General features: G+C 47.3%; 20 protein-coding genes. 14 read left to right on the forward strand and 6 right to left on the reverse strand.

All coding sequences use genetic code 11. From position 1 onward, the window contains the following. The first annotated feature begins 83 nt into the window (after positions 1–83). The 7 genes from GA520_RS24685 to GA520_RS24715 all read left to right on the forward strand — a co-directional run bounded on the left by GA520_RS24685 (position 84) and on the right by GA520_RS24715 (position 7,863). On the forward strand, positions 84–986 hold the full coding sequence (locus tag GA520_RS24685) for a radical SAM protein (protein WP_163336069.1): 903 nt from the start codon (positions 84–86) through the stop codon (positions 984–986). 450 nt (positions 987–1,436) lie between these two features. Next, a complete protein-coding gene (gene ppx, locus GA520_RS24690) occupies positions 1,437–2,939 on the forward strand; it encodes an exopolyphosphatase (protein WP_163336070.1) in 1,503 nt (500 codons plus the stop codon). A gap of 711 nt (positions 2,940–3,650) precedes the next feature. Further along, positions 3,651–3,980: a hypothetical protein gene (locus GA520_RS24695; protein WP_304511269.1), complete on the forward strand. Its 330-nt coding sequence runs from the start codon at positions 3,651–3,653 to the stop codon at positions 3,978–3,980. 153 nt (positions 3,981–4,133) lie between these two features. Next, complete coding sequence (locus GA520_RS24700; protein ID WP_163336072.1) at positions 4,134–5,186, forward strand: cytochrome-c peroxidase; 1,053 nt, start codon at positions 4,134–4,136, stop codon at positions 5,184–5,186. 441 nt (positions 5,187–5,627) lie between these two features. Further along, positions 5,628–6,179: a DOMON-like domain-containing protein gene (locus tag GA520_RS24705; RefSeq protein ID WP_163336073.1), complete on the forward strand. Its 552-nt coding sequence runs from the start codon at positions 5,628–5,630 to the stop codon at positions 6,177–6,179. A 189-nt stretch (positions 6,180–6,368) separates the two neighbouring features. Next, entirely contained in the window at positions 6,369–6,635 is a 267-nt protein-coding gene (locus GA520_RS24710; RefSeq protein ID WP_163336074.1) for a hypothetical protein, read from the forward strand. Positions 6,636–7,482: 847 nt separating this feature from the next. Next, positions 7,483–7,863, forward strand: coding sequence for a YbaN family protein (locus GA520_RS24715; protein WP_163336075.1), 381 nt, complete (start codon positions 7,483–7,485; stop codon positions 7,861–7,863). Positions 7,864–7,902: 39 nt separating this feature from the next. Here GA520_RS24715 and GA520_RS24720 read toward each other — a convergent pair whose 3' ends face one another. Further along, on the reverse strand, positions 7,903–8,667 hold the full coding sequence (locus tag GA520_RS24720; RefSeq protein WP_163336076.1) for a YdcF family protein: 765 nt from the start codon (positions 8,665–8,667) through the stop codon (positions 7,903–7,905). 246 nt (positions 8,668–8,913) lie between these two features. On the opposite strand from GA520_RS24720, the gene GA520_RS24725 reads away from it, so the two are divergent. Then, positions 8,914–9,876 (forward strand): patatin-like phospholipase family protein, encoded by a 963-nt coding sequence (locus GA520_RS24725; RefSeq protein ID WP_163336077.1) that lies wholly within the window; start codon positions 8,914–8,916, stop codon positions 9,874–9,876. 164 nt (positions 9,877–10,040) lie between these two features. After that, positions 10,041–10,208, forward strand: coding sequence for a hypothetical protein (locus GA520_RS24730; protein ID WP_163336078.1), 168 nt, complete (start codon positions 10,041–10,043; stop codon positions 10,206–10,208). A gap of 161 nt (positions 10,209–10,369) precedes the next feature. On the opposite strand, the gene GA520_RS24735 is transcribed toward GA520_RS24730, so the two are convergent. After that, entirely contained in the window at positions 10,370–12,085 is a 1,716-nt protein-coding gene (locus tag GA520_RS24735; RefSeq protein WP_163336079.1) for an HD domain-containing phosphohydrolase, read from the reverse strand. Positions 12,086–12,341: 256 nt separating this feature from the next. On the opposite strand from GA520_RS24735, the gene GA520_RS24740 reads away from it, so the two are divergent. The 3 genes from GA520_RS24740 to GA520_RS24750 all read left to right on the forward strand — a co-directional run bounded on the left by GA520_RS24740 (position 12,342) and on the right by GA520_RS24750 (position 16,584). Continuing rightward, positions 12,342–12,770, forward strand: a complete 429-nt coding sequence (locus GA520_RS24740; protein ID WP_163336080.1) for a hypothetical protein — start codon at positions 12,342–12,344, stop codon at positions 12,768–12,770. A 531-nt stretch (positions 12,771–13,301) separates the two neighbouring features. Next, the gene (locus GA520_RS24745; RefSeq protein WP_163336081.1) at positions 13,302–14,480 is read left to right on the forward strand and encodes an ABC transporter substrate-binding protein; all 1,179 of its coding nucleotides are present in this window, start codon (positions 13,302–13,304) and stop codon (positions 14,478–14,480) included. A gap of 136 nt (positions 14,481–14,616) precedes the next feature. Continuing rightward, a complete protein-coding gene (locus tag GA520_RS24750; protein ID WP_163336082.1) occupies positions 14,617–16,584 on the forward strand; it encodes a hypothetical protein in 1,968 nt (655 codons plus the stop codon). A 90-nt stretch (positions 16,585–16,674) separates the two neighbouring features. On the opposite strand, the gene GA520_RS24755 is transcribed toward GA520_RS24750, so the two are convergent. After that, positions 16,675–18,219, reverse strand: a complete 1,545-nt coding sequence (locus GA520_RS24755) for a sigma-54-dependent Fis family transcriptional regulator (protein WP_163336083.1) — start codon at positions 18,217–18,219, stop codon at positions 16,675–16,677. Positions 18,220–18,619: 400 nt separating this feature from the next. On the opposite strand from GA520_RS24755, the gene GA520_RS24760 reads away from it, so the two are divergent. Continuing rightward, a complete protein-coding gene (locus tag GA520_RS24760; RefSeq protein WP_163336084.1) occupies positions 18,620–18,835 on the forward strand; it encodes a hypothetical protein in 216 nt (71 codons plus the stop codon). 164 nt (positions 18,836–18,999) lie between these two features. Here the strand turns inward: GA520_RS24760 and GA520_RS24765 are convergent, their stop codons facing one another. Then, on the reverse strand, positions 19,000–20,019 hold the full coding sequence (locus GA520_RS24765; RefSeq protein WP_304511270.1) for an adenylate/guanylate cyclase domain-containing protein: 1,020 nt from the start codon (positions 20,017–20,019) through the stop codon (positions 19,000–19,002). Between the two features lie 410 nt (positions 20,020–20,429). On the opposite strand from GA520_RS24765, the gene GA520_RS24770 reads away from it, so the two are divergent. Further along, entirely contained in the window at positions 20,430–22,028 is a 1,599-nt protein-coding gene (locus tag GA520_RS24770) for a mercuric reductase (RefSeq protein WP_163336086.1), read from the forward strand. Between the two features lie 16 nt (positions 22,029–22,044). Here the strand turns inward: GA520_RS24770 and GA520_RS24775 are convergent, their stop codons facing one another. Beyond that, positions 22,045–22,677 carry a 2-dehydro-3-deoxy-6-phosphogalactonate aldolase gene (locus GA520_RS24775; protein ID WP_163336087.1) on the reverse strand — a complete coding sequence of 211 codons (633 nt, stop codon included), beginning with the start codon at positions 22,675–22,677 and terminating at the stop codon, positions 22,045–22,047. 86 nt (positions 22,678–22,763) lie between these two features. After that, the gene (locus GA520_RS24780) at positions 22,764–23,666 is read right to left on the reverse strand and encodes a 2-dehydro-3-deoxygalactonokinase (RefSeq protein ID WP_163336088.1); all 903 of its coding nucleotides are present in this window, start codon (positions 23,664–23,666) and stop codon (positions 22,764–22,766) included. Positions 23,667–23,669 lie beyond the last annotated feature (3 nt).

Raw genomic sequence — 23,669 nt, forward strand, 5'->3', positions numbered from 1 at the left:
ACAATACGTTTTAGAGGCAACATAGCATACGAAACTCAAATTTTCAGGATCAGGATTTTCAACACACAGGCCAAGGGGCAACTATGCTTACGGGTATCCATATTCTCTTGACGTATAAGTGCACGCATAAATGTGATCATTGCTTTCTCTACTCTGGGCCGGACGTCCAGGGCACCATGACATTGCCGATGGTTCGCTCGGTACTTCAGCAAGCAAAAGAAATAGATACTGTGGAGTGGATATTTTTTGAAGGGGGAGAACCGTTTCTTTTTTATCCTTCACTCATAGAAGGAGTCAGGCTGGCCCGCAATCATGGGTTTAAAGTCGGGATAGTGACCAACTGTTACGGTGCGCTCTCAGAAGAAGATGCTGAAATCTGGCTTCAGCCACTTGCAGACCTGGGAGTATCATATTTGAGCGTGAGTGACGATGCATTCCACTATGAAGCTGAAAACAATCCTGCCAAAATCGGGTTGAAAGTTGCGGGTAAACTGGGAATCTCGACATCTTCAATAAGTATTCAGGAGCCTACTATTGAATCCGGTTCAGATCATGATCAGCAAAAGGGAACGCCGATCATTGGTGGTGGTGTAAAGTTTAGAGGGAGAGCCGTGGAGAAACTCACCCCCGGTCTTCCCGCAAAATCCAGGCACGAATTTATCCAGTGCCCATATGAAGATTTACGATCTCCTTCACGGGTCCATATAGATTGTTATGGTCATGTGCATCTCTGCCAGGGAGTGGCCATGGGAAATATATGGAAAAAGCCCCTCTCATCTCTACTGCTTGAATATGATGCAGATGCACATCCAATATGCGGCCCATTGCTGAAGGGTGGTCCTGACTTACTCGCATATCAATACAATGTTGCAGTCGAGGATCAATATGTTGATGAGTGTCATTTGTGCTTCATCGCCCGTCGGGCTCTTGTCGATAGTTTTCCTGAGTATCTGACACCGAAACAAGTGTATGGTTTGCCAGATTAGTGAGACCGTTAAGACTTGAAAAAACGAGATAGTTTCCATGCTAAAACTCAGCATTCTGTTCAAAATGAGAATCGATACGCTGAGATTGGAAAGAAGGGACGTTTGAGGATGGAAACCAGGATAGGAACCAGAGAGAAAGGATACTACAGGATCCTTGAAAAGGCAGGGAAGAAAGAGCTCAACAGAACACCTTGGCTCCAATTGCCTGAGTTAATATGTTGATTGTGTGGTAAGCTGCACAACTTTGGCAAGCTACACCGTGTCTGGTGACTACAGGAAAGGTTCACTGGCAAGAGCTCCAACTTCATGTTGCGGCTTTGTGGCCGACATCAGCCCTGTTTCGACACGATCAGGAAGTCGTGAGATTTCGAACCGATGAGGTGAATCTTCCGGCGGTAGGGTGGGGCGCTCCCTCCCGATTGGTTTAACAGGTACAGACCACTATTTTCTATGAATGATCAACAACAATCCCCACAATATTTGGCAGCTATCGATTTGGGCTCCAATAGTTTTCATCTGGTAGTTGCCCGCATTGAGGACGGTCACGTTCACATTCTTGATAAGATAAAGGAGATGGTGCGCCTGGGAGGCGGTCTTGACAGAAATGGCAGATTGTCAGAAGAAGCACGTATACGTGCCCTTTCCTGTCTTGATCGTTTTGCCGAACGAGTGCAGAAATTACCTCTGGGCAGTGTGGTGGCCGTTGGAACAAATACCCTGCGTCAGGCAAAAAATTCCCGTCAGTTTTTACAAAGTGCCAGTGAGGTTCTGGGCCACCCGATCTCAATTATTGGAGGAAAGGAGGAGGCTCGCCTGGTCTATCTTGGGGTCTCTCATTCCCTGGTGGATGAGGGGGGGAAACGGTTTGTGATGGATATTGGCGGAGGAAGCACGGAGCTGATTATTGGTGAAGGCTTCGAGCCTCGGCATCTAAGAAGCCTCAAGATGGGTTGCGTGAGTATAAGCCGCAACTTTTTTCGAAATGGAAAGCTTCATAAAAAGAATTGGGAAAAGGCGGGCATTGCCGCTCACCTGGAATTACGTCCTGTACGACGCCATTATCGAAAAGTTGGCTGGGGCTCTGCTACAGGGGCATCCGGAACAATCAGGGCTGCAGGAAGCATCCTGAAAGCGCTTGGGCTCGAGACCTATAATATCACCCTGGAGAGTTTAAAAGAAATCCGGAGCAGAATGATAGCAGCTGGAGATGTGGATAATCTTGATCTTCCCGGTTTAGACAGTGATCGGAAACCTGTTTTTGCAGGTGGGCTGGCCATCCTCATTGCCACCTTTGAGGCACTCAAAATTGAGACCATGCAGGTGTCAGAAGGGGCCTTGCGGGAAGGCCTGCTGTATGAGCGTTTGGGCCGAATTCGGAGTGAAGATACCCGTTTGAAAACAATTTCAAGTGTGCAGCAACGATTTCAAATCAGTCAGAAACATGCACGACGAGTGAGTTTAACTTCGCACCGTCTTTTAACCGCCTGTGAAAAAGCCTGGAATTTGCGACTGGAAGACGCCGAAATACTGCATTGGGCAAGCAGTCTTCATGAGATTGGCCTTGCAGTTTCATTGAGTGGATATCAGAAGCATGGCGCGTATCTCCTTGAACATGCCGATCTTCCGGGGTTTTCTTTAGAGGAACAGGACCGGATGAGTGTCCTGGTACGTTGCCATCGTAAGAAAATTTCAAAAAAATTCTTCAGGGGTTTATCGGAAAAGGATCAGAAGACCGCCTTGAGGCTTGCAATTCTTCTTCGTCTCGCCACTCTGCTCCATCGTTCCCGCAAAGACGAAACGGCGGTTCTGGAACAAGTGGTTGCCAATGAGAATAGTTTAACCCTCCAATTTGCCCAGTATGAGTTGATAAACCATCCCTTGCAACGAGCCAGCCTTGAGCAGGAAGCAGAGTATTTGAAAAATGTGGATTTTAAGCTCGAGTTTACGTCTTGAGCTGAAAGCGTTGCCTTACTTCGCTCTCCAAGTACGAGAGTCTCACCCTCATTTTAACAGGTAGAAGGGGCTGTTCCCGGGGACTTCATCCTTAAAAACAGTACCAATTTTGAACAATTTCCACATTCCATTGTAACAATTGCTTCAGCGCCCCAATCCTGTGTATTGTTTCCGGTACATTTTGTCTCTTATAATTTTAAGTGAGATAATCACTCGTCTGCTGCAATCTTCTCCACTCTCCAGGGTTAAGTAGTCTGCCTGCCAGCTGTTTCACCCTGACTTTTTATACGATCTCGATTCTGTTGTTAGTTTAGAGCCTATCATGCATTTGATGCATCTTCGACCCTGCTTGTATCGTGAATAAAAATATATGAAATATAAAAAAACTATCAGACAGCTGTAACCTTTTCTCTCTTTCGACGTTGTTTAGGTAACGTTTAATTTGCGGTAATGATCCTAAAATGATCAGGACGCTGACAATTTGGTTTCATATTGCAAATCAAACTCTCTTTACACAGATATAGATCATCGTGTTGTCGCTATTCTCTCAGAATTATAAGGCATTGCATCTTTCGGGGTGCAGAAATATGGGGAAAGGTAAAAAAATCGGACAATGGAGGTACATGATACGTAAGGCAAGGTTTGTTGATGCTGTAATTACAAAAAAACAAGGTATGGCAGTCAACCTTGAAAACCCAAACAGGTGAATCAATGAAAAAAGTATACACAGCTGTACTGATTGGCTTAATGGCAAGCTTTACCCTCCCCGTATGGTCTCTGGCAGCAGATGGTGAATCACAGGAATGTAACCAAAACGAGGTTCAAACTCGGGAAAGGGAGACTATTCAGGAACGTGAAATGAAACAGGAGCGGCAGAATCAAACCACTTCTGCAGTGTCCAACCTGAAGTTTGAGAGTATCCTTCTTGCCGGTAACGGCGAGCAAAATCAAAACGACCGGGACCTTGATGGCGGTGGAGAACCTGATCAAGATCAAACTCAAGATCAAACTCAAGATCAATTACAAACAAGAGACTGTTAATCGACCTGAGGTTGTATAGACAAGGTCTTTCATAACCAGTGAAGGCTTTCTCCTTGAGGGAAAAGGTGGGTTTTCTCCCACCTTTTCCCTTTTATTCGATTGTTCTCATTGAACCGATAATGGTTTTGTTCAATTTATAAAACAGGTGACAATATGAAAAGCTATGTTCTGACGGGTGTCTTGCTGGTCCCAATTTTGTGTATCTCCCAAAATTCACTTGGTGCTGCGCTCAGCCAGGAAGAACAGTTAGGGAAAATAATGTATCAGGATCAGGATTTTTCCTTTAATTCAACCCAATCATGCCAGACCTGCCATCACCGAACTGCGGGATTCGCAGATCCCACCAATGCAAGAGATCCAGAGAATACCGTTGTTTCAACAGGAGCCAATGGGTTCAGCCTTGGAGGGAGGAATGCACCTTCTGCAGCCTACGCGGGCTACAGCCCTCCCCTGGAATATGATTCCACCTCTGGTGAATGGCGAGGTGGTCTTTTCTGGGATGGCAACGCAGACGGCCGTCGGCTTGGGGATCCTCTGGCCGAGCAGGCCCAGGGGCCGCCACTGAATCCTGTGGAAATGAATATGCCCGATAAAGAATCAGTTGTGAATGTTGTGCGGAACTCGGACTATCTCGCTTTATTCTATGAAGTCAACGGACCAGGTTCATTAGAGGATGTTGATGCAGCATTTGATACAATTGCCAGGAACATTGCAACATATGAGCGATCACGGGACTTGGTACGTTTTTCGTCACGATATGACCAGGATAGGCTGAATGGCCGTGAACGAAATGGTGAGCGACTCTATTTAGAGAAGTGTAGCAGTTGTCATGTGCAGGATGAGATACCGGGAAAAGGACCACTGTTCACGAACTATGGGTATAGTAATATCGGAATCCCCCCAAACTGGTTAATATATCCAGGAGAAGACGACTTGGGGCTGGGGGTAACAGTAGGAGAATCCGCGCAAAATGGAAAATTTAAGGTTCCGACGCTGCGTAATGTAGAACTGTCTGCTCCTTATGGGCATAACGGCTATTTTCCAACTTTGCGAGACATCGTTTCTTTCAAAAATAGCAGGGATTCCGGGAATTGGCCTGAGCCGGAAGTCCCAGAGAACCTGTCAGAGGATATTGGTTCACTCGGGCTGACCGAGAGTGAAATTGATGACCTGGTTGCTTTCCTCATGGCATTAACTGATCAATAGATAGTGGACTAGTGTCAGCAATGCTGCTGTTGAGGCCATGTGGAGTGAGATATAGAGCATGGCAGGAGTGGGAGCAGAAAGTTGAGGGAGCTGGAAATACCGGAGACCTTGGTCACGTTATAAAAGGGACGAACAACCGGCTCGTGTAATCTCCAAAAGGCAGGATTGTTTTGCAGGGAAGGGCGGAGGGGCAAAAATACTGCCGTGCATACCTCCGCCACTTTAAAGAGCTCTGATAGTGGTTGAAAAGCAGAGTATTTCAAATTTTTCTGTTCCTTTGACGAAAGGCGGCCTGGGCCACCATAGGTGATCATGCGACTTTCATTGAAGTCGATGACGTCATCTCCCACAAGGTTTCTCTTCTGGCTATAGACGACATTCATGGTTGTTTAGCATTTTGTCGTGTAAATAGTGCATCAGAAGAATAACAAAGGAGGATTAATGGACAACGAATTTACCCTCATCCCGTTTACCGCTCCAGCTACGGGTATTAAAGGGGTGAGCGGCACTGTTCGGCGACAAAACGGTTGCCTTATCATAACCTATCGGCTGACTGGCAATATCGAGTCGATCAGTATGCCTCTGCCACAGGCACCTCCCGCTCGTCGAGACGGACTGTGGAAGGGAAGCTGTTTCGAATGTTTTGTGCAAGCAGTTGGTCATGACGACTACCATGAAATAAACCTCGCACCCAATGGTGACTGGAATGTGTATCATTTCACGAAGTACCGGGCCGGGATGGCTGAGGAGTCGGCGATCGACCGTATTGAGTCGGCGGTTTTCGTTGAGCGGGAGAGTGCCACCATTCGTTGCCGTATTGCTCTGGATAAATGCTATCCGGTATCGTCATTAATGCAGGTGGGGATAAGTTGTATTCTTCTTCATCGTTCAGGTACACCCAGCCATTGGGCCTTGAAACATTTGGGATCGAAGCCGGATTTTCATGATTCCCGGGCGTTTTGTATCAGCTTGCTGAATGAAAGGAGTTTGTAGATGGAGAGGAGCGTTTTCGAGAGTTTTCGATTTCATCTCGATTTCCTGCATCACAAAATGCTACAATGGTGTAACAAGTGGTGTACGAACAGTACCTCAGATGAGGACCTTGCTCCATTGTTTGTCTGGAATCTGGCTGTTGAGGCAACAGTGGGCTGAATAACGCTTTTTTTCGCTAAGGTAAAATGAGTGAACGATATCAGATGGCATATTAATGATGACTGGCAGGATCTGGATCCTGAGGTCGGCGATCTTGTTCTTTGTCATTGTTCAGATAGTTTCGATTACTCGGTCAATTTTATTGTCACAGAACTAGGCGATGATGATTGGGAGGGGACTGTTGAAGGGGTTTTCGACATGAATGAAAAAGGGATAATTATTCCAAATCACAGTCTTGAAGGCCAAATATTGTTTTTACCAAGGCATGTTATGCAGAAAGTTGTAAAGAAGAAATAGGAGTCATATTTCGAGATTTTCAGTCCCTGGATATACCACGAAACAGAAGTATCCGGTCCAATAGACACCATGAGCGGACCCATTCCTTCCTAATCCAAGTGTAGACGGTGCTTGGCTTCACTACTCCATGATGAACAGGCTTTATTGCGGATTCGGGAGACAGATTATAGACCGCCTAATATGACCGAAGCGTTCATCAGTAGAGTGAAAGGTCTTCAGGATGTCCCGGAATGGCTTAATTATGACCCGGAAGGTTAAGGTCTTTCAACCTCGTCCCGTGGCATGCGATAAGAAGACTTGTCTGACAGTGAAGAGAAATTCGATATTGGCAGCGACATTTGTGAGCTACACAGGAAATATGTGATTACTTACATCATGATGTAGAAACTCAAGGTACCGGCAGCAGGCCTTACTGAATTCTCATGGAGGTCTTGCTGCAGGCTCAAGCATATCCCTTTTACGATATCTTTATGTAACCACCCTCCAGGTTGGCGACTTTTCGAACTACTTTATCTCCTATAAAAGAAGGTGGCGGTATAAAATAGGGGAGGAATCATATTTCGGAAGCGTTGGTAAAAGCATAAAAACCTCTATCCTGTAATCTTCGGAATATGCGTGAGCAACGGGCCATCCGGGAGGTATCGTATGCGGGGGGAGAACGATCCGTTATTCTTAAAATTTTGAGAAGAGGTGTCCAGCAAACCTATACGGTTTAACCGACCAGGTAGGTCGGATCAATGAAAGGTGTGGAACCGTGCTTCAGCCTTTACTTTCGTAACGAGAGTATTTCGGGTATACAGAATTCCAATGTGACTTTAAAAAACGGTGGAAACAGGGAATACCCTCAATGAAAATTTTTTCGGATTCTTTCAGGCGGACACTACTCAAGATCGGAGCGTGTATTTGCATCGTGCTCGGGATTATTGGTGCTGTTCTGCCGGTTATCCCAACAACCCCGTTTTTGATTCTGGCAACAATTTTGAGTTATAATTCCTCACCACGGATCAGGCAGTGGCTGCTTGATCATCCGGTATTTGGTGACACCATTCAGAGGTATCTTGAAAATCGTTCCATCACTGTCACTGTTCTGCGTCGAGCTCTTATCACCCTCTGGGCTGGCCTGACGATAAGTATATGCCTTATGGGAAGTTTTTGGATCGGGATAGTACTCCTGCTTACAGGCGGCCTTGTGACTCTCTACCTGTTACGTCTGCCCAGATGCAAATGAAGGGCAGAGCTGGCATTTTTCGATAACCCCAAAGGGCGTTCAGGTATTTTGCGGGCTAACCTGCTGAGGCCTCAGCAAAGACACTATCATGTCGTAAACCGGCTCCGGCATCGCATACAGGGCGTAGGTCAGCCACTCGTAATGGATTGATATCCATAAGTTGGCAAGTGTTGTTTTCGGTGTAGACCGATCATAAGGGAATGGTATCAACGAGACCTGTATCTCTTCATTGGTTGGGGCAATATACTCTTTAAACCTGTAGAGATGAAAAGCTGAGCTGATCACCCCAATGGTTTTCCAATTCTTTTGTTCTATCAGTTGTAACGCATCAGCCCAGTTTCCTCTTGTATCAAAAGAGTTACCATCGGCATACACATGTACGGGGGAGATACCTTTTTGCACCAGGTATTCCTTCATCAAGTCCGCACCGACTATATTCTCGGTAGGTCTCGAACCGCCAACACACAGGTAGTTGTCTATAGAGAGATCGTTGTGCAGTGATAAGGCGAAATTGAGACGTTTAAGGGTCTCCGGTCCAAGCCCTTTGTAATTATTTGTGAAATCACCCATCAAGATCACAACAGCATGGAGGTCTGTCAATTTCGTAAAAGACTTTGTTTTTTTTATTATGTAGGCCGACCAGATAAATGAGCAAAGCAGGTCGATGACGAGAAAGACGAGGAGCCACTTAAAAGCTTTGGTAAGATGAGGGGGCGACATTCTATAATGATTTGTTGCTGTTTGGTTACGTAAAAAGTGAAACCACCTGTTGGTATCCTGGCCACAGTCCGGTATCGAAATCATAACAATAACCAGCTCTTTTGTATACAAGGGACGATCCCTGCTTGCAGGTTATTGAGTATGGCCCTCTTTACAGGCCTTGATTCTACCACTTTGTAGTTCTTGTATGATACCCTGTTGTCTCTTAATTAATTTCATTGATATCAGTTGGAAATGGCTTTAAATTGAAGTGATTATATTGAGAAATTCGGGTTATTCCGGAAAAGGATATCGATCTAGCTGCATCAACTTTTATAGAGGGAGGTACAGATGTCATCCCCTAAAACTGTTGGCCTGGTACTTGGTTGTGGGGCTTCTCGTGGCTGGGCCCATATCGGTGCCATTGAAGCATTTGAGGAAGCCAATATCCCAATTGATTTAATAGCCGGTTGCAGTGTTGGTGCTTATGTCGGAGCGCTATACGCGAGTGGGAAACTTGGCAGTCTCAAGGAATTCCTGTTGCGAATGGATGGCAAAAAGATCTTTTCTTACCTCGATGTTGTGTTCCCCCGGTCAGGACTTTTGAATGGTTCAAAGCGTGTGCGAGAGCTGTTCTCCATGCACACCGATAAAAGAACGTTCGAAGATCTTGACATCCCACTGGTAATGGTTGCTACTGATCTTGAAAGAGGGGAGAAGGTTGTCCTGAAGTCGGGAGATCTTGTCGAGGCCCTCAGGGCCACAATGTCCTACCCCGGATTGTTTTCACCAAAATTCATTAAAGGACGCTGGTTGGTAGACGGTGGTGTGGTCGATCCTGTTCCCGTGGGGCTGGCACGAGCAATGGGGGCGGGCATCGTTATAGCTGTGGATCTCAACAGCAGGATCGTTTCACACAACACTCCCACCACCACAACAATAAGAGGTGGGAAGGAACAACCAGCCTTGCCGGAAAAATACAAAATGTCCAATCAACTTATCGAAAAGATGATGCATTTTTATGAGCGTTTCGACGAATCGGATACGAATAGAAAAACGATTGGTCCCGAGCAGATCCGGAGTTCCTCCGCGACACCGGATATTGTTGAAACAATCATGACGTCCATCGGTATTATGCAGGAGCGAATGACCCGTATTAATATGGCGGTAGACCGGCCGGACATTCTTATTCAGCCACGCCTTGGAGAGCTGAAAATGATGAACTTTGATCGTGTTGAACACGCCATTGAGGAGGGGTATATCGGGGTGAAAGAGAAGCTTGAGGATATCAAGATTCTGCTGGGGACTGTTTGATACATACAACAATTGGGGACACAGTGTTTCCTCAATAACCCGCTCAATACTATCACCGTTTGGGCTGTCTATCAAAAAATAGTGACGGTGTGTCAATTTGTTTGTAATTGAAGTAGCTCTATTGAATAGGTTGACATGTTTCTCCAGGTCAGTACCATTGAAGTATGAGATGGCTCTTTCGATTCACGATAGGGATGTTCCTGATCATGCTGTCTGCCGACCTGGAAATTATGCCTTTGAGCTTTCTTGCCGTCTATCTTCTCTTTACCGGCGCGCGGGATTGGGCACGGTCTCTCTCACCTATTTTTAAACAGGTTAAGGGAGAGCGCTGATTTACAGGGTATTGATCGTGATCGGGTACATTTGCTACTGCAGGTAACAGATCTCCAGAACCATTAAGGAGTGAAAAAGAGAAGTCTCGTTCACGCCCGGGTGGGTGTGATCATTCCGGGAATACAGAGAAAGCTTATAATGATTCTCATTTCTGGCGTTATCAAACCGGCTCCAGCCTCACGCCCTTTTCCTCTATCAAGTACAGACAGGCATCGACACTTTGCGGATGGTATATGGTGCCACGGCCACTGCGAATTTCATCCAGGGCGGCTTCGATTCCGAGTGCCGGACGGTAGGGGCGGTGGGAGGACATGGCTTCCACCACATCGGCCACGGTAATGATTTTTGCTTCCAGTAATATCTCTTCATCTTTTAAGCCCCTTGGGTACCCGGAGCCGTCTAACAGTTCGTGATGCTGAAGGACGATCTCGGCCACCGGTTGAGGGAAGTGTATATTCTTGAGGATGTCGTGACCTGCTTCGGTGTGACAACGGATGATTGTTCGCTCATCAGCAGTGAGTGCTGTTGGTTTGGCCAGGTATTCCGAAGGCAGGGAGATTTTGCCGATATCGTGAAGTAAGGCGGCAAAGTGCAGACCTTCGAGCTGGCCTTCCGGGAGTCCAAGCTCCTTGGCGATGGCTGTAGCCAGCCGCTCCACCCGTTGCTGGTGACCGGCTGTATACGGATCACGCTTTTCTGCTGTAAGTGCGAGGGACTTGACGGTTTCTTCCAGGTTTTTGTACAGTCTGCTGTGGCTTTTCCACAACTCTTCCTCGGATTGTTTACGTCTGGAAATATCCCTGGCTATACCCCGGAACCCGAGAAGTGTGCCGTTTTTATCAAAAAAAGGCACACCGTTGTTTTCGATAACTACCGAACGGCCATTCCGGTGGCGGCATATCGATTCAAATGAAGTAAAAGGTTCCATGGCTTTGAGGGTTTCCCTGAATAGTTTGCCGGCCTGTTCCTGTTCCCCGGTCACCATGAGGTCGACAAGACTTTTGCCCAGTAATTCCTTAGGCGGGATTCCGAGGATATGCTTGATCCTGGGGCTGGTGAAGGTGTACCGTCCATCAGCGTCCATCTCCCATATCCAGTCGTTGCTGCATTCAACCATGGAGCGATACTGTTCCTCGCTTATCTCCAGAGCACTGAGCAGGGCGGTTCGTTCATCCCATATTCTTTTTCTCAAACGGTCTGTCCGGATGGTCAGGTAGATGATATATGCTGCCGACAGAACCACAATGATCAGAATGATAGTGGAAATTGTAGAGAGCTTACCCCTGATTGCGGCGATTTCCTGCTTTACATCATTGATGTAGAGTCCCGAGCCGATTATCCAGCCCCATGGCTTGTACCCTTTTACAAAGGAAATCTTTGGTACGATACGATCCGCATCATCTTTCCATTGCCACATGTAATCGACATAACCTTCACCGGATTTTTCAACCACACGGACAAATTCCACAAACAGTCTTTTGCCGTTCGGATCCATAAAATTACTGATATCCTGACCGTTCAGGTCAGTGCGATAGGGGTGCATGATCATGTTCGGATGCATATCGTTGATCCAGAAATAATCTTTGCGTTCCGGTCCGTAACGCAGCATTTTGACATGCTCGATTGCCTCTGTCTTTGCCTGTTCAAGGGATATTGTTCCTTTCAGGTACAGGTCGTTGTGGGTGTCGAGAATTGACCAGGCCGACTCGGTCAGTTCGCGGATCATTTCTTTTTTACGGGTCAGCAGACTATTTTCAAGGGTTGGGAGAATGATTACAAAGATGGCTGTTACAAAGAGGATTACGGTGAAAAGAGCGGGCAGTGCTATGCGGAGGACAACGGGCGTGGTAAATGAATTTTGCCTCGGCAGGATCATGCTGTCTCCTGTGAGATTAAAGGTTACCGGGTTTCTGTCCGAAACCACCTAATTGTATTGTAGCAAAAGATAGCCAATTTCAGAAGGCGTACCAGTGCCCTGATATGGTCATTGGTCATTGATGAGGTCTTCTTTACATCCGGGATGACATCATTTAAAGTGAAAGGTCTCTGAAATAGTGACGGTTTTTGATTCGAATTGATCGTCTTCTTCGATAGTTTGATATATTGAAAGACATAAAGGCCAGTGGTGAAAAATGCAGGAAAAGGATTTGCAGGAATTTGGTGGCAGGTTGTTGCGGTTGATGGCCATCAACTCCATTTCAGAAGCGGAGATGTTTCTCCAGTTGTCTGTTGAGCAGGACACTTATGATGGTTGGGTGACAAACAGTCTCGAACCATCTGAAATGGATGTGACCATGCTTCTCGGCTATTTTGGCTGTAACAGGCAGTGGCTTACGCGCGGTGAAGGGGAGCCGTATGCAGCCCCTGTTGATTCTTGGCCGGAAACAGATATGAAGGATTTGATGCTTTCAGGGACTCAATATTTAAAAGTTCCGGCGATGCAGGAGATGGCGGAATGGATCTCAGAGCAACAAGACGGTATTAACTACTGGGAGGTTGTAAAAGCGAATTTCGCCAGGGAGTATCCTGAATTTCGAGAGTGGCTCAAAAAAAGGCGGTAAGGCTGAAGCAGCCTGCCTGCCGAAAGGTAACCTGAGTGCCGCCGTTGATGTCTTGTCAGCTGAACATGGCTCAAACCAGGAAAAGTGCCGATGCGCTTCGGGCCAGGATCACACAGATTGTAATCACGCCGGAGACGACAACTCCGTTCCAAAGTCCTTCAAGTATTGATGTAAAAGTTTCCATTTGTGCAGGATTGGCGCAATGTTCTTCCGATATCGTTTTTTCGTTTATGAAAAATGGGTTTCAATTCTATTTATACCTTTTATGCCGTTCTTTTTCAACTTCTCTTCATTTTTTAACCATGATTGATTTTCTCAGTGTTTCCCGATCCATGAGTGGGAATATTCAATAATACGGCTGATAAATATACGGTAAGTTATTGATAGGCCATACTAATTCGATTGCGATCCTGTTGTTGATAAGGTTTATTGTCCCCGGTTTTTGAACCTCTCAATGAGGGGTTGATACTATATTTCTTATTACACTACGAAATGGTGTCGTGTAATGAACCCTATCGATGGAGATGAACAATGAATTCTCGAATTAGTTTTTTTAAACCTCTATTTGTGCTTGTTATGCTTCTGTTTGGAGCAATAACAACGGTGCAGGCGTCTACTGAGATCGTTATCGGCTTGAACCTGTCATTAAGCGGTGCCCGGGAGGCAGCAGGAATCAGTACCAAAATGGGAGCAGAATTGCTCAAGGAGGAAGTCAACGCAGAAGGGGGGCTGGAAATCGGTGGAACCCGTTACCCGCTCAAGTTTGTTTATGCCGATAATAATACCGGTCTGGAAAAAGCGGTAAGCGGCGCCCTGCAGCTTATCAGTAAAGAGAAAGTGCTGGGCATTGTTGGTCCGAATTCAAGTTCCAGGGCTATTCCTGTGGGTGGGATTGCCCAGTCCTTTAAGGCGCCGATGATTTCCCCGACCTCTACAAATCCAAAAACAACCACCAACAGGCCGTTTGTTTTCAGGGCCTGTTTTCTCGATGACTTCCAGGGCGAGGTGATGGCCCGGTTTGCAACCAAGGAATTCAACGCTGCCAGAGCGGCGGTGCTTTTTGATTCGGAGAATGCATACCCCAAAGGTCTCGCAGAGTTTTTTAAGAAATCCTTTGAGAAAGAGCACGGTGCCGGGGCTGTCGTTGCCTATGAAGGCTTTGAGTCGGACTATTCTGATGTATCGGCAAATATGAAAAACATCATGGCTTCCGAGGCAGATGTATTGTTTTTGCCGCAGTACTCAAATGAGCTTCCCTCTATACTCAAGCAGATCAGGGCTGCAGGTTGGGATAAGCCGGTGATGGGAGGAGATGCCTGGGAATCTTCCGACCTGATGGAACAGTGCGGCGATCTCTGTAAAGGGTTGTATTTCAGTGCTCATTTCGGTGCCTTGGGCGCGGAAGGTAAGGCAAAGGCTTTTATAGAGAGATATAAGGCAAAATACAATCAGCTGCCGGACGGCTATTCCGCGCTTGGTTACGATGCGGCCAATCTCCTTCTTACGGCTGCTGCCAAGCTGGATCATATTGATAAAAACCTGTTTGTGGCCCGGCAGGATGTCTCGAAACAGCTGTCGACCATAAAAGCCTATGAGGGTGTTTCCGGAACCCTCAACATGAACAGCAGTGGAGATCCTTCCAAGAGTGCGGTCATTATCCGTATTACCGAGAACGGTGAATTTGAGTCGTATGCGACGGTCGCGCCGTAACACTCATGCCGGAAACAAAGAGTAGCGCAGGGGAGATCATTGGGTGATGGTCCCCCCTTTTTTGTTTCTCTTTGATATCCTGACAATTTGATGTACACTTATTACCAGCTATCCAACTAACTTTATGGGAGGAATCATGGCGTCATTTCTACAGATTGGGGATGCTTTTCACCTGCAAATTACAGGAAGTGAAGGACTGCAGGACGTTCTTGACCTGGATGAGGCACATTGGGTAGCTGTAACCGGGCCGGTGTCAACGATCAACTGTGATACAACGTTCCTGAAACTCCTGGATTCGGATGATGACGGCCGCATTCGTCCTGAGGAGATCAAAGACGCTATACGTTTCCTGTTTAAGTACCATCAGGACCATGAACAGATTTTGCCGAATAACCTGACCCTGAAATTAAAGGGAATTGCGAGGGGTGACGAACCTGGTAAGCAAATCTACGGTTCTGCCTCTAAAGTGTTGGCCCGTTTGGGGAAAGGTGGTGACCAAATATCTTTGAATGATGTTCGAAAAATAAAAGAAGAAGTACTGAGTGGCGGACTTGATCAGGCGGGGATCGTTTTGGTTGAGGCGGCTCGAAACGACGAGGAAATCAAATTTATCCAGGATGTGCTGGATACCGTCGGTGGGGTTGAGCACCCATGCGGTAAGGCCGGTGTGAATCGTGACAGGCTGGACAATTTTCTGGACCAGTGTGCCGCCTTCTACAAATGGCGAAGAGAGGCGGGAAAGATAGGCTCCGGGGAACCGAGTCGAATACTTCCACTCGGTAAAAAAACCTCTGAAGCATGGGCGTTATTGGACCAACTGTCTAAGAAGCTGACCCAGTTTTTCCTACTCTGTGATATTAAAAGGCTCAACCCTGAATTGCTTGTAAAGGCTCTTGAAACCCCGGAAGCCAATGTGGCCCTTAAATTGATCGACATTCGTGAGGCGGAAAGTTATCTGGAGAATGCTCCGCTTACATTGCTTAACGATGATGGTGTGCTCGATCTGACTGTCGAGGGAAACCCCTATTTTCGAACCGTCCTTACTGAGTTTACAGAAAAAGTGGTTTCCCCTTTGCTGGGAGAGGACGTGCGGACTATCGACCGGCAGGCTTTTAGGACTTTGAAAGATTATTTTGAGCCGTATGTTTCCTGGCTGTCAAAAAAACCGGACGTGCAGGTTGATGGTCTCACGTCTCAAATTATCGAGGAGTATGTGACGAATCCGGCTTTTAAGAAAAGCATGGAGGAGTTGATTGATGGGAGTTTTGAGACATCAATCATTCTCGAGAATCTGGTGGAACTGGAGCGGCTGATACTGTATCAGGGTTTATTGTTGCCGCTGACGAACAGCTTTGTGAGTTTTCCTCAACTATATGACCCGGCAAGCAGAGCCCTTTTCGAGATGGGAACGCTTGTGATGGATGGCAGGCTGTTTACCCTGGCTATGAGGGTGACGGATCATGAGCAGCATATTGAGACGACCAAAATGGGCAACATTTTTGTCATGTATCTCGATCTATTTGGCGCAGACGGAAAAAAAGAATATGAGATCGCGGTACCTGTCACTTCCGGTACACGGGGTAATATTCACAAAGGGAAATGGGGAATATTCAACGATATCAGTGGCCGGGAAATGCATGCCAGGGTGGTCGACCTGGTTGAAAATCCTATCAGTGTGGGAGAGGCCATGGCTGACCCTTTTGTCCGCATTGGCAGGAGTATACTCGCAAGGCTTGAGGAGTTTTCAACCAAAACCGAAGAGAAAGTGCTGAAAGGAGGAGATTTCAAAAAAGAGAAAAAAGCAAAGGATGGTTCGACAGGAAGCTGGCTTGCCGGAGGTGGTATTGCCGCAGCGGCGCTTGGGTCTTCTTTTGCATTCATTACTCAGACTCTTGCCGGCTTGAGCCTGGGAGTGGTCCTGACTGCTGTGGCTGCAGCTGCTCTTCTTATTACCTTTCCTGTAGGGATTTCCACCTATTGTAAATTGTCGCGCCGTGACCTGAGCACGATCCTGGAAGGTTCTGGCTGGGGTGTCAATACCAGGATGCAACTCACTCGTGAACAGGCGAGGACCTTCACCGTGACTCCAAAAAGAAATATCTGATCGCAGGGTACCAAGGAAAAGGGAAAATTCAATGACGTTGGATACAACTGAGAAGTTGGAAGATCAGCAACTTTTCAGGGTGATTGGTCATTAAATACTATACCGTTTCATCTTCTGGGCCAGTCCCTGCCTGGTGAGGTTGAGAAGGCGCGCCGCCTGGGACTTATTACCACCGGTTTTCATAAGTGCTTTGGCTATGAGGTCTTTCTCCAGCCGTGCGACCTGTTCAGGGATAGACAGGGATGGGCTGTCGCTATCATCTTTTCTGGTGCGGTTATGAAAATCGACCAGGCTTTTTGAGCACTGCTGGACAGAGACAACCTCGTTATCAGGTGTCAGGGCGACCAACCGCTCTATTTCGCGTAATAGCTGGCGTACATTACCGGGCCAGGAATAGCGCTCGAACAGGTCCAGGGTCTCAGCGGAAAATCCGGAAACATTCTTGTTGAACCTGCTGTTGATCTGCTCCAGGAAATAGAGGGAGAGTGGCAGGATATCTTCTTTTCGTTTGCGTAAAGGCGGAATGACTATTTCAACGGAAAACAGCCGGAAGAAGAGGTCTTCGCGAAAATTACCGTTTTTGACTTCTGCGGCCAGGTCTTTGTTTGTGGCGCTGATGATGCGCAGGTCGTAGGAGATAGTTTTTGAACTTCCAAGTCGTGAGCCTTCCTGCTCTTCTATGGCGCGAAGAAATTTTGGTTGCACGGTGCGGACCATTTCACCGACTTCATCAAGAAACAGGGTGCCGCCACTCGAATCTTCAAATCTCCCTTTGCGGCTTGCATCAGCACCGGTAAAGGCTCCTTTTTCGTGGCCGAAAAATTCACTTTCAACTAAATTTTCGGGAATACAGGCGCAGTTGACGGGGATAAACGGCTTCTCCCGACGTTCTCCTTTTTCATGGATCATGCGGGCAATGAGATCCTTGCCCGTGCCGTTCTCTCCAAGCAGCATAACATTTATCGGAGTGGAGCTGACCACATTGACAAGTTCCAGCACCTCCAGCATCGCGGGGCTCTCGGCGATTACTTTCTTACCGCGTATAGAGTTCTGTTCAAGTCTGCCGACTTCCTTGTCGAGAGTATCGGCGATATGAAGAATTTCCTTGTTGAGTACAATTGATTCGATAGATATCGACAGGAAATGGGCAATTTCTTCAAGCTGTTCCAGGTCCTGGCTGGTGAAGTCGTCTCCGTCGATCTTGTTGAGAAGCTGAACAGCGCCGTAGGTGTTGTCGTCGGTGGTGCCGAGGATTGGGGCGCAGATCATATTCCTGCAGGTAAAACCGGTCTGTTCAGCGGTAAAGTTGTGAAAACCGCCTTTGTCACTGAGGTCGTTTATAATTGCACCTGCTCTCGTGGAGATTGTTTGGCCGACCACGGAACCTTCCATGGGAGGTTCAATCTGCATTTCAGAGAGCCCGGTACCGAACATTGAACAAATCCGTTTACTGCCCATCTCCATGACGAAAATAGTGCACCGTTCCACATCCATGAGGCGAGGCAGGATGCGGGTATAAAAGATGACAGACGCCTTGTAATTGTCTTCAGACCAGAACCCGGTAACATGAGCCAGTCTTTTTCGGAGTAAATCAAGGTCAGTAGAGGACGGAGGAGGTGTTGGTTGTAGCGTCATGTTGGTAATATTGTAGACAGGTTACCCATGGTAGAGGGTGGCCCTGAAAATTTAGTTAAATTCAATGTAATATCGGGTGGTAAATGTAAAAATAGATGAGATATATAAGACAATAAAGCACCGATGTGTAAATGAAGTTTACACGCATTTTCCAGGAAAGCAAGTGATTGGTGATTTTGAGTTACCGTGTGAATTGTTAAGTAGTTTAGTAACTAAACGTATTTGCGTCGTATACTGAAGGTGAGATGGTTGATGTGTAACTGCCTGTAAAGATGGAATGAATAGTGCTTAATAAAAGGTCTGAGAATTGGTCCGGAGGGTCGGGGGAGAATGTTCCGCTTTACCGGCGATTTTTTAACCTGAATAGGATGTCTATCTGTTATTAATTGGTGGTATATCTATGAAATCAATGGAAAAGCGAAGAATTCGAGAAAGTGAACCGTTACGGTATCAAGAAATGGGGAAGGGCTTTATCGTGACGAAACCGATGGGTGGTATACCGGCAGGCAGGAAGTTGGCAAAGACATTTACGGATCAATTTAACCGACTGTGGGTACAGGTAAACGGAGAGCTTGAGCTGGTTACCGAAGATCACGCCTTCCTTGACGCAAACTAATATTGGCAGTTCCGCGATTTTGAAGAAATTCAGGAAAGGTTCTGTGTCGGAGGGGCGGGAAGTTGTGGTGTCTTCGTTCCCTCATAATTTCCCCATTGAGGAATGGCTGACTGGGTGCTGCCCGACCTTTCGACACAGGCCTGTGCAGGGGGGGGAGTCAAAGCCTACAGCAATACCTGGTATGCTGTGGCAAATCCACCGTTATTCTTCACTTTCACTTTTTTTGATTCGACAAAGGAGAATGAGTTAGAGAGCCGTTGATAGGTCTTCTCTGAAACATAAATCATATCTCCCGGACAGGTGGCCTCGAGTCCGGCAGCGAGGTTAACACCGGTACCCAATACGGTGTAATCGCAGAAATCCTCTGATCCCAGAGTACCGGCGACCACTTCGTCTGTTGCGATCCCGATACCCATCACTATTTCTACACCCAGGCGGTTTTGCCATTTCCGTTTCAGGCTCAGCATCATAGTCTGCATCTCAATAGCAGCTTCAACTGCTTTTTCAGCATGGTTATCCATGGGCACCGGGTTGCCCCATACGACCATCATGCAGTCACCTATCAGCTTGTCGACTGTTCCGCCATTATTCTTGGCGATAGAAATGAGTTTGCCAAAGCAGTCACGCAGAATGGTGATGACCTGCTCAGGGTCAAGGTTTTCACAGAGTTTTGTAAAACCTCGAAGATCCGCGAACATGATTGTGGCAGTCGTGCGCTGTCCGTCCTGATTGATGATATCCGGGTTGCTGAGAACAAATTCGGCTACCTTGGGTTCAACAAAGCAGCCAAAAGTCTTACGAATACCGTCTTTTTCCTGCATGAGATAGGTGTATTCCCAGGCCAGAACCCTGATTATGGAAATGACACAGCCGAGGATTGGGGCAATCAGGGGGATGTAAAATGAGAAACCTGTGGCGTAGGTGTGTATTAATACTGCATAAAAAAACCAGATAACAACCGTTAAGGCTATACCCTTAACCACACCCTCCTCAAGGATAATAATACCTGGAAGAAAGGTGTGGAACATGATGATGAGTACCATGACGAGCAGTGGCAGTTGATCATAGGATGTATCCGGATTAAGAGACAGGAGGAGACTGTCAAACCTGTTGAAAATATATAGATTTTGTAGAATACAAAGGGTGATTCCCACGAGGACGGAGACCAGGAGGAATACTCTCATGCGCGAGTAGTTACATCTAATTGCGAGACCCATAGTATCCTGACTCAAATATGAAAATTCAGTAAAATCCTGTCTGGTAGTAGTAGCGGTGGGGGTTTATATACAAGGAATACAACGGTATTTGTACAGCAATCGATTCTCTGATTCAATTAAAATAATAAGAATTATGTAATTATTTAAGGAAGATGCCTGACTAATAGCGGGATTGCCAGAGGCTAACTATTGGAAGTTAGTAGCGAAAAAAAACAGCTAATGTCTCAAGTTATGGGAATAAATCTCAACACCTATGACTCTCATCTCTCATAGAAGCACTGGAACCGTGAACGACCTCTTCATTGCGGAGTGACTTATGATGGATAGAATACAGTAAAGGCAGGAATCAGGGGTTGAGAAACAGTCGGGAGACATATATGAACAGCACAAAGATAGATGAAATTCATGACCCAGCAAGGAATGCGTCTGAATTTGCCAACAAGAAGGAAGCAGGCAGCGGGCATGAGGAAAGAGGTGTTTTCCCGCTCGATGAACATAACGTAAAGCTGTTGAACAATGTGCACCCGAAAGAGTGGACAGACCCGGAACCACAAGACATGTATAACCTGGTTGTTATCGGTGCCGGGGCGGGGGGACTGGTCTCTGCTGCCGGCGCTGCGGGTGTTGGTGCGCGGACCGCCCTGGTGGAATCCCATTTGCTGGGTGGCGATTGCCTTAATGTAGGTTGTGTTCCTTCAAAGGCGCTGCTGAAGTCTGCAAAGGCTGCCTCTGCTGTCCGAAAGGCTGCACAATACGGGGTGCAAATAACCGGCGATGTTTCTGTTGATTTCGGTTTTGTGATGGAGAGAATGCGCCGGCTCAGGGCACAGATATCTCCTGTCGATTCGGCACACCGTTTCTCAGGGGAGCTTGGTGTTGATGTGTTCATCGGCCGGGCTCGATTTAGCGGCCGAAACAGTGTGGAGGTCAATGGTAAAACCCTTAACTTTAAAAAAGCGGTGGTGGCCACCGGGGGGACAGCTGCAGTCCCCAATATACCGGGTTTATTAGATGTTCCTTACCTGACCAATGATTCTGTTTTTAACCTCACCGAGTTGCCTGAACGGCTTGGGGTGATCGGTGCGGGCCCTATAGGTATGGAGCTTGCCCAGGCATTTCGGCAGTTTGGTTCGGAAGTAACGGTTTTTACCATCGATGAGAAAATCCTCCCTCGTGAGGACCCGGATGCTGCCGGGATTATACACGATTCCTTACAAAAAGATGGCGTCAGGTTCGTCTTTAACACAGTTTTTGACAGGATCGAGGAGAGTACAGAAGGGGGCCTCCTGATTATCCTTGATGGGGATTCAAGGTACGAATTCGATGCACTGTTGGTGGCTGCCGGCAGAAAACCCTCCGTCGTTGGGCTTGGACTTGAGCAGGCGGGGGTCGAATTCGATGAGCGCAGGGGTGTGCTGGTTAACGAAAAACTACAGTCCTCTAATCCCGACGTCTATGCGGTGGGAGATGTGGCCTCGAAATATCAGTTTACCCATATGGCTGACTTCATGGCCAGGATGGTTATCAAAAATGCGCTCTTTTTTGGGCGTGACAAGGTGACCGACCTGCTGGTGCCATGGTGCACCTATACCGATCCTGAGATTGCGCATGTTGGGTACTATGAAAATGAACTCAAGGATAAAAAAATAGCGTTTTCTACATTCACTCGTGAGTTTTCAGATGTTGACCGCACGATAGTGGACGGTGAAGGCAAGGGGTTTGTCAAGATCCATGTGGCCAGGGGAAAGGGTACCATCCTGGGGGCAACCATTGTCGGCAGTCATGCCGGGGATATGATCAGCGAGATCTCTGTCGCTATGCGCGGCAAAATGGGGTTGGGGCAACTGGCTTCAGTCATCCACCCCTACCCGACTGCCGCAGAAGCGATCCGCCAATGCGGGGACGCCTATAATCGTGAAAAACTGACCCCACTGGTAAAGAGACTTTTTGAAAAAATTTTAGAGTGGCGTCGGTAAGGAACTCCATTCCCACTCAGGGGTTAGCGGGATACTTTTCCCAACTGTGGCCGAACGCCTTAGCGTTCTTCCGAAGTTGATCCGGCGTAAGTTCATTGCGAAAAAGGGATGAGCCCAGACCAAAACCAGAAGCACCCGCGTTCATATAAGGTTGCCAGTTGTCGGAGGTTATAGATCCAACAGGCAGCAACAGGGTTTCCGGAGGGAGTACGGCACGGAACGCCTTTATTATCCGGGGGGTAATCATTTCAGCAGGGAACAGTTTGAGGGCGTCTGCACCGTTTTGCAACGCAGTCATCGCTTCAGTAGGGGTTGCAACACCGGGCATGGAGAGAAGCCCTTGTTTTTTGGTTTCACGGATGATGGCTGGATCACAGTGGGGTGAGATGATGATGCTTCCCCCCGCCTCTTTCACCAAAACCACCTGCTTCGGGTCGGTAACGGTGCCAGCGCCTATCATGGCAGAACTACCGACAGTCTCACTCATTGCCCGGATTGACTCGATCGGGTCCGGTGAATTGAGTGGATTTTCAATTATGCGAAAGCCTTCTTCGTAAAGAACCTGCGTTATAGTGGGCGCCTGGTCCGGGGTTATTCCCCTTGTGATTGCAATAAATGGAAAGGTTTTGAGCGATTGCAGAAGGTTCATGTTCCTTGTTCCTGTTTGATGGTGTTGTTGAGGATTGGTTTGGATATTTTACCAGCCGATATGGCCAGATATTCCCGGACACCCCCCTAACCGATAAGTTTTTTCAACCTGGCAATCCTGAAGAGTCCGTAAGCAGCGCTGTCGGCTGGCGCCGGTTTGCTTTTTATCCCAAGCTCGGCGAGTGCCGTCCTGTAGTACCTGGTTAATGTATCGCCTCCCGCAATGAGCAGGTTGTCGGAGGTGCTAAAGCCAGTTTTTCCCGCTTCGCCAATTTCCGTGCCGATAAGAAAACCTGAGAGATAACTTGCGCTGGCAGCCCTGCCATCCAGTTCAAGGATTGATTTGACCCGAGTCTGGAACAGGCCGGCCAGCAGCCCGTTGCCGCACCTGATCCGAGCCGCACCTTCCCACACACCGGCCCTGAAATCTTCCTCAGACCATTCTGTTCTTTTAACGGCCTGGAGTATCGTGTTACTGGTCAGGGCATTATAGAGATCGCCAGTCATGAATGTTGTAAACTCAAGAATAGTTTCATTTTCGACGGTCACCCACTTGGAGTGGGTGCCGGGCAAAATGATAACCTGCCTTGCCTGGGAAGTGAGCCCCAGGAGTTGGGTTTCTTCTCCCCTCATGATATCCGGTTGAGGTTCGAGTTGCTTGACACCGGGCACAAAATGAATGCGACCAAAATCTGTTGTTTCGAAACAGGCGAGGTTTGCCGCTATGTCCCCGGCTGTTGCGGGACAGGGAACATATTCAGTCTCAAACCAGCCATTTTTGCTGGTAATCATGCCGGAACAGATAATCGGCAGATCACCACCAATCTTCATTTCTTCCAGATTTCTTTTCAGTACCTGACCATACTGTCTGCCTTCGACTGCCATAATACCTTCATCTGTCACATGCTTCTCTGTGATATTTCCATGAGAATCGAGGATATAGAGACGAAATGAGGATGTACCCCAATCAATTGCTACGAGTTCGGTCATTGT

This window comes from Desulfopila sp. IMCC35008 (genome assembly GCF_010646885.2).
Classification (GTDB): Bacteria; Desulfobacterota; Desulfobulbia; order Desulfobulbales; family Desulfocapsaceae; genus Desulfopila.

Coding starts and splice junctions, on each gene's coding strand:
- GA520_RS24765 (WP_304511270.1), bottom strand. CDS start 20,019: ATGAGAGTATTCCTCCTGGTCTCCGTCCTCGTGGGAATCACCCTTTGT.
- GA520_RS24775 (WP_163336087.1), bottom strand. CDS start 22,677: ATGAACCTTCTGCAATCGCTCAAAACCTTTCCATTTATTGCAATCACA.
- GA520_RS24705 (WP_163336073.1), top strand. CDS start 5,628: ATGGACAACGAATTTACCCTCATCCCGTTTACCGCTCCAGCTACGGGT.
- GA520_RS24715 (WP_163336075.1), top strand. CDS start 7,483: ATGAAAATTTTTTCGGATTCTTTCAGGCGGACACTACTCAAGATCGGA.
- GA520_RS24780 (WP_163336088.1), bottom strand. CDS start 23,666: ATGACCGAACTCGTAGCAATTGATTGGGGTACATCCTCATTTCGTCTC.
- GA520_RS24760 (WP_163336084.1), top strand. CDS start 18,620: ATGAAATCAATGGAAAAGCGAAGAATTCGAGAAAGTGAACCGTTACGG.
- GA520_RS24695 (WP_304511269.1), top strand. CDS start 3,651: ATGAAAAAAGTATACACAGCTGTACTGATTGGCTTAATGGCAAGCTTT.
- GA520_RS24770 (WP_163336086.1), top strand. CDS start 20,430: ATGAACAGCACAAAGATAGATGAAATTCATGACCCAGCAAGGAATGCG.
- ppx (WP_163336070.1), top strand. CDS start 1,437: ATGAATGATCAACAACAATCCCCACAATATTTGGCAGCTATCGATTTG.
- GA520_RS24725 (WP_163336077.1), top strand. CDS start 8,914: ATGTCATCCCCTAAAACTGTTGGCCTGGTACTTGGTTGTGGGGCTTCT.
- GA520_RS24720 (WP_163336076.1), bottom strand. CDS start 8,667: ATGATTTCGATACCGGACTGTGGCCAGGATACCAACAGGTGGTTTCAC.
- GA520_RS24730 (WP_163336078.1), top strand. CDS start 10,041: ATGAGATGGCTCTTTCGATTCACGATAGGGATGTTCCTGATCATGCTG.
- GA520_RS24740 (WP_163336080.1), top strand. CDS start 12,342: ATGCAGGAAAAGGATTTGCAGGAATTTGGTGGCAGGTTGTTGCGGTTG.
- GA520_RS24755 (WP_163336083.1), bottom strand. CDS start 18,219: ATGACGCTACAACCAACACCTCCTCCGTCCTCTACTGACCTTGATTTA.
- GA520_RS24735 (WP_163336079.1), bottom strand. CDS start 12,085: ATGATCCTGCCGAGGCAAAATTCATTTACCACGCCCGTTGTCCTCCGC.
- GA520_RS24745 (WP_163336081.1), top strand. CDS start 13,302: ATGAATTCTCGAATTAGTTTTTTTAAACCTCTATTTGTGCTTGTTATG.
- GA520_RS24685 (WP_163336069.1), top strand. CDS start 84: ATGCTTACGGGTATCCATATTCTCTTGACGTATAAGTGCACGCATAAA.
- GA520_RS24700 (WP_163336072.1), top strand. CDS start 4,134: ATGAAAAGCTATGTTCTGACGGGTGTCTTGCTGGTCCCAATTTTGTGT.
- GA520_RS24750 (WP_163336082.1), top strand. CDS start 14,617: ATGGCGTCATTTCTACAGATTGGGGATGCTTTTCACCTGCAAATTACA.